Origin of the sequence: Streptomyces sp. DT224, assembly GCF_049844595.1 — a bacterium.
Taxonomy (GTDB): Bacteria; Actinomycetota; Actinomycetes; order Streptomycetales; family Streptomycetaceae; genus Streptomyces.
Genome location: NZ_JBNCLI010000002.1, coordinates 773,351 through 780,874, shown reverse-complemented (window position 1 = coordinate 780,874; position 7,524 = coordinate 773,351). Strand labels below are relative to the sequence as shown.

5 protein-coding genes and 3 pseudogenes are annotated in these 7,524 nt (G+C 68.1%); 3 read left to right on the top strand and 5 right to left on the bottom strand.

Annotated elements, in window-relative coordinates; all coding sequences use genetic code 11:
• Nucleotides 1-83: 83 nt before the first annotated feature.
• The 3 genes and pseudogenes from ACLQ2N_RS07185 to ACLQ2N_RS07175 form a co-directional block, all read right to left on the bottom strand.
• A pseudogene (locus tag ACLQ2N_RS07185) lies at nt 84-891 on the bottom strand (IS5 family transposase).
• Between the two features lie 71 nt (nt 892-962).
• Nucleotides 963-1,391: pseudogene (locus ACLQ2N_RS07180) on the bottom strand (SDR family NAD(P)-dependent oxidoreductase); the annotation flags it as partial.
• The gene (locus ACLQ2N_RS07175; protein WP_425810185.1) at nt 1,306-1,974 is read right to left on the bottom strand and encodes an FMN-dependent NADH-azoreductase; all 669 of its coding nucleotides are present in this window, start codon (nt 1,972-1,974) and stop codon (nt 1,306-1,308) included. The gene ACLQ2N_RS07175 and the pseudogene ACLQ2N_RS07180, both read right to left, overlap by 86 nt.
• A gap of 97 nt (nt 1,975-2,071) precedes the next feature.
• Between ACLQ2N_RS07175 and ACLQ2N_RS07170 the strand changes: the two genes are divergently transcribed.
• Together ACLQ2N_RS07170 and ACLQ2N_RS07165 are read left to right on the top strand one after the other, a co-directional pair.
• Complete coding sequence (locus tag ACLQ2N_RS07170; protein WP_425810183.1) at nt 2,072-2,581, top strand: MarR family winged helix-turn-helix transcriptional regulator; 510 nt, start codon at nt 2,072-2,074, stop codon at nt 2,579-2,581.
• 277 nt (nt 2,582-2,858) lie between these two features.
• Nucleotides 2,859-3,158: a class I SAM-dependent methyltransferase gene (locus tag ACLQ2N_RS07165; protein WP_425810181.1), complete on the top strand. Its 300-nt coding sequence runs from the start codon at nt 2,859-2,861 to the stop codon at nt 3,156-3,158.
• Nucleotides 3,159-3,884: 726 nt separating this feature from the next.
• On the opposite strand, the pseudogene ACLQ2N_RS07160 reads toward ACLQ2N_RS07165, so the two are convergent.
• Nucleotides 3,885-4,654 (bottom strand): annotated as a pseudogene (locus ACLQ2N_RS07160) (transposase).
• Nucleotides 4,655-5,139: 485 nt separating this feature from the next.
• On the opposite strand from ACLQ2N_RS07160, the gene ACLQ2N_RS07155 reads away from it, so the two are divergent.
• Nucleotides 5,140-5,775 (top strand): tyrosine-type recombinase/integrase, encoded by a 636-nt coding sequence (locus ACLQ2N_RS07155; RefSeq protein ID WP_425810179.1) that lies wholly within the window; start codon nt 5,140-5,142, stop codon nt 5,773-5,775.
• A 132-nt stretch (nt 5,776-5,907) separates the two neighbouring features.
• On the opposite strand, the gene ACLQ2N_RS07150 is transcribed toward ACLQ2N_RS07155, so the two are convergent.
• Nucleotides 5,908-7,437, bottom strand: coding sequence for a helix-turn-helix domain-containing protein (locus ACLQ2N_RS07150; RefSeq protein ID WP_425810177.1), 1,530 nt, complete (start codon nt 7,435-7,437; stop codon nt 5,908-5,910).
• Between the last annotated feature and the right edge of the window lie 87 nt (nt 7,438-7,524).

Below are 7,524 nucleotides of genomic sequence, written 5' to 3'. Positions count from 1 at the left end.
GGAACAATCCAACTCCACGTACCCCGACCCATGACGAGCTCAACGAGCCAACCCCCACATAGGACACGGTCTAAGAACTCATCTCATTTGGCGAGCCTGCGGTAGCAGATGAGGGTGCAGGCGATGCTGGTGAAGGCCAGGAAGTGGTCGGCCTTGCGTTCGTAGCGGCGGTGGAGTCGTCGGCAGCCGGCAAGCCAGGACATGGTGCGTTCGATGGTCCAGCGGTGTCGGCCGAGTCGCTGCGAGGTCTCGATGCCTTTGCGGGCGATGCGGTGCCGGATCCCGCGCCCGGCTAGCCATTGCCGCAGGTGGCGGTAGTCGTAGCCCTTGTCGGCGTGGAGCTTGCCGGGCCGGCGTCGGCGGGGACCTCGGCGGGAGCGGATCGGTGGTATGCCCTTTACGAGCGGATCAGGGCTTGGCTGTCGTGGACGTTGGCGCCGGAGATTGCGGCGGATATGGGCAGACCGGTCCGCTCGGTGATCAGGTGGATCTTCGACCCGTACTTGCCCCGGTCGACAGGATTCGGACCTGTCAGGTCCCCCTTTTCAGGGCCCGCATGTTCACCGAGTCGATCGCGCACCTTGACCAGTCCAGCTCGCCGCGGGCGCCGAGTTCGTCGAGGACCAGGCGGTGGAGCTTGGCCCACACCCCGGCCTTCGACCACTCCGAGAACCGCCGGTGGGCAGTCGCTCCGGACGGGCCGAACGACGTCGAAGGCAGCTGCTGCCAGGTGCAACCCGACGTGGCCACGAAGACGATCGCGGCCAGCACCTCCCGGTCGCCGTGCCGACGCCGACCGCCGCCTTGCGGCCTCGACGGCGCCTCCGGCACCACCCGCTGGAACAACTCCCACAACTCGTCCGGCACCAGCCGCTCAACGATCCCCACCATGACGCACAGAATACCGAATCGCCCAAATGAGATGGCTTCTTAGGGCCGGAGCCGCCCCAGCGCACGGCGTTGGCAACGAGCACGTCGACGCCGCCCCAGCGTTCGATGACCGCGGCCACGGCCTCTTCGCCGGTCGGCAGGTCCTCCAGGTCGAGCCGGACCGCGAGGGCCTGCCCGCCGGCTGCCCCGATCTCGGAGACGACCCTCTCGGCCTTCTCCGGATTGCTGAGCAGGTGAGGCGACTCGGGCGCCTCCCTGCCCGTAGGCGCGGGCGGTCGCGGGGCCGACCGGTCGACGCGTCGGTGACCAGGACCGCGCGGCCCTTGAGCGCGGTGTCCATCGTGGGGGATGCCCTCTCTTGCGAATGGGAAGGGCACCGTGGCGGCAAGGCCGGGCCTCGCCCTACGGAACGGTTCAGCTCGCCTGGGCCGCGGCCGGTACGCCGGCGGCCAGCGCCTCGACCGCTTCCAGAGCGGTGGTCCGGGACGCCTCGTGGGCATCGCGGAACTGCTTCAGGAACGGCATGACCGGGGCGTGGGTGAGCTCCGTGTGCACGAACTCCACGTCCTCCAGGCCGAGTGCCGAGAAGTAGGCGCGCAGGTAGGGCTCCTGGAAGTCGAACGGCTGCCGGGGAGTGCCGGGGCCGTAGGCGCCGCCGCGGGCGCTGAGGATCACGGCGGACTTCCCCGCGAGCGGCAGCCACGGCAGGGTCACCCGGTCGATCCACGCCTTGAGGGCCGCAGGGATGGAGAAGTTGTACATGGGCGTCCCGATGAGCAGAACGTCGGCCGCGAGGAGCTGTGCGATGAGGGGGCGGGTCGCCGCCCATGCCTCGGCCAGTTCGGGTGCGGTGGCCGCCACCGCGTCCATGGCCGCGAGGTCCTTCACGCCGTTCAGGGAGGACTGGGTGGCCAGCCTCACCCGGGCCTCGTCGATGGGCGTCACCGGCTCCGTCAGCAGATCCCGGTAGGTGTAGGTGCCTTCCGGATGGGTGGCCTCCCAGTGTTTGACGAACGCCGCGCCGAGCTCCCGCGAGAACGAGTCGGTGCGGGCGCTGGCATCCAGATGCAGTAGATGAGCCATAGCATTCCCTTCCAGGCAAGACGATCTGAATCGAGACCAGAGTAATCCAAGATAGTCTTAAATCAAGACGATTTCGAACTATTGCTATTCTGCTGGTATGTCCCTCACTCCCACCGGCGACCGGGCGTCGGCCAGCCGGCTCCACAGCGATTTGCACTGGCTGTTCGCCAGGCTCAAGCAGGGCCTCGCCACAGCGGAAGCCTCGGTCGTGCGCGAGCACGGCATGAGCCTGTGGGGCTACACGGTCCTGATGGCCGTCGTCGAAGCCCCCGTAAGGAGCCAACTCTCCCTGGCCCAGGCCGTCTCGGTCGACAAGAGCAAACTCGTCCTGGTCCTCGACGAGCTGGAGACGGCCGGACTGGTCCGCCGCCGTCCGGACCCGGCTGACCGGAGGGCCCGCATCATCGAGGCGACCGAGGAGGGCCGGCGCACCCTGGACGCCGCGCGTGCGGACGTCGAGGCGATCGAGACCAGCCTGCTCGCCGACCTGGACGCCGGCACCGAGGAGGGGCTGCGCACCGTGCTGCGTCGACTCGTAGGCACGCCCGTGGCGCGGATCGAGGACGGACGGCGGCCCGACAACGCCTGTGGCGCGCCCCAGCCCTGATGGCTCGTCAGGGCAGTGCCGCAGTAAATGCCGGATTTACTCTGCTGCGGAGCCTCTACGGCGGTACGCCTCGCCTGCGGCGGGCCCTCCGGCCGCCCCAGGCGAGGCGTACGCATTTACTGCGGCAGCGCTGGAAGGGCGGGGCGGACGCGCCGAACGAACCGAGGACCGAACTCGGGGCTGGCTGCATAGGTCGTAGATGTTTACGTAACGGGGCGAAGCCCACGACCTACATCACTCTGTGTCACCACCGAATGTGAGACAGGGCTCTTCGCGTTTGCCAGGCCCTACCCTGGACATCGGCTCGGGCCCGGGCGTCCACGCCATGGAACTCGCGCGCCGCGGGCACCAGGCCGTCCTGTCTGACCTGTCTGCGAACAGCCTGGACAGCGCCCGCGCCCGCTTCCGCAGGGCCGGCCTGGAGGGGCACCTGCTGGGCACTGGGCACAGTCCGGCGCAGCATCTGACGCCGCCGCCGGGCCAGTTCGACGCAGTGCTGATGCTCGGCGTGGACACGGCTCGATTCGCAGCTCGTGGTGTCGACCGAGGCCGCTCGGCGATGACCGGTACGCGGTGATCGCAAGGTGAGGCGTTGACGCTCCGTTTATGTCCGGCCCTGCTGGTTCGCTCCGAACCGGCAGGGCCTTCGTGCTGACATAGGGAGAGCACTGCGCCGATGAGGGATGGCGGCCCCCTGATGCTCGCGGCTTACGTGACGCACGTATGTCGCACGAGGGGTCGCACGTGCAGGTGCGAAAGACCACCTGACCCGCACGTTCCCTTGTGAGGTGCCGATTGCGCATCTTTCCGCGATGACCCACCATGTCGAGTGCGTCGCGATCCTTGAGCCCACCGAAAAAAGCCGCTGACCTGCTGTTTTAGCGAGTGTGCGTTACGGGCGATATCTTGACGCATATTCGACGCACGATCGGCCCTTCTGGCGCACGTTTGCCGCACGCCCTGACGGCGTCGTCAGGCAATCGCCTCTGCTTCTGATGGTGTGACAGGTATGGCAGGCGGGTGCTCAATCTTGATAACTCTCTGTGGTGGAGCCGGTGCCTTGTAGCGGCCCCGGAGGGGCGGGGTGGGACTGGTTCGCCGTTGGTCAGTGTCTGCCCGTCGTGACGTGGTGGAGTGCCGCCCGGTGCGACGGGTGAGCAGGGAGAGGATCCATCCACACGCTTTCTTCACGGCCTCATGGCCTCGTGCGGAAACAAATCTGCACCTGCCCGACGTTGTCGATCTCCTAAGCGTTGTCCCGTAAATGATCTAGGGCGTGCTCGCTGACCTGGTTGTTCCTTCGTCACCCGGCGAGGGTGAGGTTGTGCAGGCGGGCGATGCCGAGCATCGCGTGGTGGACGCCATCCCCTTTGAGGCGGCAGTCGCGGAGGATCTCCAGGTCTTCATCCGGGCGAAGGCGTGCTCGACGCGGGCGCGGACCTTGCGGTGCGATGCGTTGTGCTCCTCTTTCCATGTCTCCAGTTCGCTCTGGCCGGGTTCGCGGCGGTGCGGAATGACCAGGCCGGTGCCCCGGTAGCCGCCGTCCGTGATGACCGTGGTCCTGCCGACGGCGGCCTTCGCACCGGACAGCTCCCACGCCTTGCAGTCGTTGCGGTTGCCGGGCAACGGGCGGCCGACCGCGACGACCAGCCGGGTGTCGGCGTCGATGACGACCTGGTGGTTGGTGGAGTACCGGTAGTTCTTGGACTGCTCGGCGATGCTGTGGTCGCAGGTGGGGACCAGGGTGCCGTCCACGATCAGCACGGTGTCCTTGCGGAACCGCTTGCGTTGCTGGAGCGCGAGCGACGGCCCGAGGTGGTCGATGATGCGGTCGGCCGCGGACTTCGACACCCCAAAGAGCGGCGCCAGCTGCCGCAAAGTCAGGTTCGTTCGCCAGTAGGCGGCGACCACCAGGACGCGGTCCTCCAGCGGCAGGCTCCATGGCCGACCCTTACGCACCGGATCCGCACCTTCCCGCCGCAGCGCGGTGATGAGCTTGCCGAACTGGCGAGGGCTCAACCCGCTGAACGGGGCTATCCAGGAGGGCTGCGACGCCGTGATCACACCAGACACAGCAAGATCATCTCACCCCTGACCAGCAGTTACGGGACAGGTCTCAGGCTCAGACCGACGCTCGCCGTGGCGAGTTCGTCGATCCGCGCGATGGGGCCATCTCCCTCAAGGACTACATCGCCACCCACTGGTGGCCCACTCAGAGCGGTGACCCGTCCACGATCGAGCGGATCGAGCAGAGAGTACGCCGGCACATCGTCCCCCACCTGGGCACTCAGCCGCTCAACGCCATCGGCACGGAAGCCCTGCGCCACTGGAAGAAGCGGCTGGAGAAGGACCTCGGTCCGACCTCGATCCGTCTCGTCTGGGCGACGCTCTCTAGTATCCTCCAGGCCGCTGTCGAGGACCGTCGCCTCGGACGCAACCCGTGCCGCTCCAGCACGGTCGGCCCTCCGGCCGCCACGCCTGGCAGGGTCGAGGCGTGGCCGCCCGAACGGGTGCTGGCGGTACGGGCGGCCCTGCCAGACCATTACCGGCTCCTCCTCGTGATCGGAGCGGGTCTTGGGCTCCGGCAAGGGGAGGCGCTCGGGCTTGCCCTGGAGGACATTGACTTCGCCAAGGAAGTCGTCCTCGTCCGGCGGCAGGTCAAGATGGTGCGAGCGAGGTTGTGTTTCGCCTTTCCCAAGGGTCGCAAGGTCCGGGACGTGCCGCTGCCGGCCAGCGTGGCCCGGGCCATCCAGAAGCACACGGAGCAGTTCGCGCCGGTCCCGGTCACGCTGCCTTGGGACGACCCGACTCCTGCTGATACGCCGGTGGATGCCAAACACCGGCGGCCGAGAACCTACAACCTCCTGGTGACGGGACGCGAGCGGAAGGCCATCAACCGGAACTACTTCAACTCCTACGTGTGGAAGCCGGCTCTGGCCGCGGCGGGCGTGATCGCACCGCTGGAGGAGGGCACCCCCGACGGCGCTCGCGTGTGGGAGCCGTCCCGGGAGCACGGCTTCCACGCCCTGCGCCACTTCTTCGCCTCCGAGGAACTGGAGGCTGGCGAATCGGTTGTCTCCCTGGCACGCTGGCTGGGGCACTCCGATCCCGGGTTCACGCTGCGGAAGTACTCCCACTTCCTGCCCCGCGCCGGCGCACGGGGCACCGCCGCCATCGACGCGATCTTCGCGTAGCTCCGGCCGCTCGGCACAGCCTGTGGAGCGTGCCCCGTAGCCCGCCGCGGGCCCAAAGTCCCAGAGATGCCGTCGCGCCCCTCCGTGGCCCGCTAAGTAGCAGGTCAGACGGGGTGCGGCGGCATCCGCTGATCAAATGTCCCGGAAGATCTCGATCTGCGCCCCGACCGAGTTCAGCCGCTCCGCCAGTTCCTCGTAGCCGCGGTTGATCACGTACACGTTGCGCAGCACCGACGTGCCCTCGGCCGCCATCATCGCGAGGAGGACGACCACCGCCGGGCGCAGGGCCGGGGGGCACATCATTTCGGCGGCGCGCCAGCGGGTGGGGCCCTCGACCAGGACGCGGTGGGGGTCCAGGAGCTGGAGGCGGCCGCCGAGGCGGTTGAGGTCGGTGAGGTAGATCGCGCGGTTGTCGTAGACCCAGTCGTGGATCAGGGTCTGGCCGTGGGCCGAGGCCGCGATGGCCGCGAAGAAGGGGACGTTGTCGATGTTGAGGCCGGGGAACGGCATCGGGTGGATCTTGTCGATCGGCGCCTCCAGTTTGGAGGGGCGGACCGTCAGGTCGACCAGGCGGGTGCGGCCGTTGTCCGCCGCGTACTCCGCGGTGCGGTCGCAGTCGACGCCCATCTCCTCCAGGACCGCGAGCTCGATCTCCAGGAACTCGATGGGGACCCGGCGGATCGTCAGCTCGGACTCCGTGACGACGGCGGCGGCCAGCAGGCTCATCGCCTCGACCGGGTCCTCGGAGGGCGAGTAGTCCACGTCCACGTCGATCTCGGGCACACCGTGCACCGTCAGGGTCGTCGTGCCGACGCCGTCCACGCGTACGCCCAGCGCCTCCAGGAAGAAGCACAGGTCCTGGACCATGTAGTTGGACGAGGCGTTCCGGATGACCGTGGCGCCGTCGTGGCGGGCGGCGGCCAGCAGCGCGTTCTCGGTCACCGTGTCGCCGCGCTCGGTCAGGACGATGGGGCGGCCGGGCGTGACGGAGTGGTCCACCCGGGCGTGGTAGATCCCCTCGGTGGCGGCGATGTCCAGGCCGAAGCGGCGGAGCGCGATCATGTGCGGCTCGATCGTGCGCGTACCGAGGTCGCAACCGCCCGCGTACGGCAGCTTGAAGGCGTCCATGCGGTGCAGCAGCGGGCCGAGGAACATGATGATGGAGCGCGTGCGGCGGGCGGCGTCCGCGTCGATCGCGTCCATGTCGAGCCGGGCCGGCGGCACGATCTCCAGGTCGGTTCCGTCGTTGATCCAGCGGGCGCGCACGCCGATGGAGTTGAGCACTTCGAGGAGGCGGTAGACCTCTTCGATGCGGGCCACGCGGCGCAGCACCGTACGGCCCTTGTTGAGCAGCGACGCGCACAGCAGCGCCACGCAGGCGTTCTTACTGGTCTTGACGTCGATGGCGCCGGAGAGGCGGCGCCCGCCGACCACGCGCAGATGCATGGGGCCGGCGTAGCCGAGCGAGACGATTTCGCTGTCGAGTGCTTCACCGATGCGGGCAATCATCTCAAGGCTGATGTTTTGATTGCCGCGCTCGATGCGGTTCACCGCGCTCTGGCTGGTGCCGAGCGCCTCGGCGAGCTGGCTCTGCGTCCAGCCCCGGTGCTGGCGGGCGTCACGGATGAGCTTGCCGATACGTACGAGGTAGTCATCTGACATGCCGAAAGGCTATCTCAGATATGAGATCGCACTCGCGTGGGGGTGTGCCGTTCGGGTGAGAAGCGGTGAGAGTGCTGTGCTGGAGGG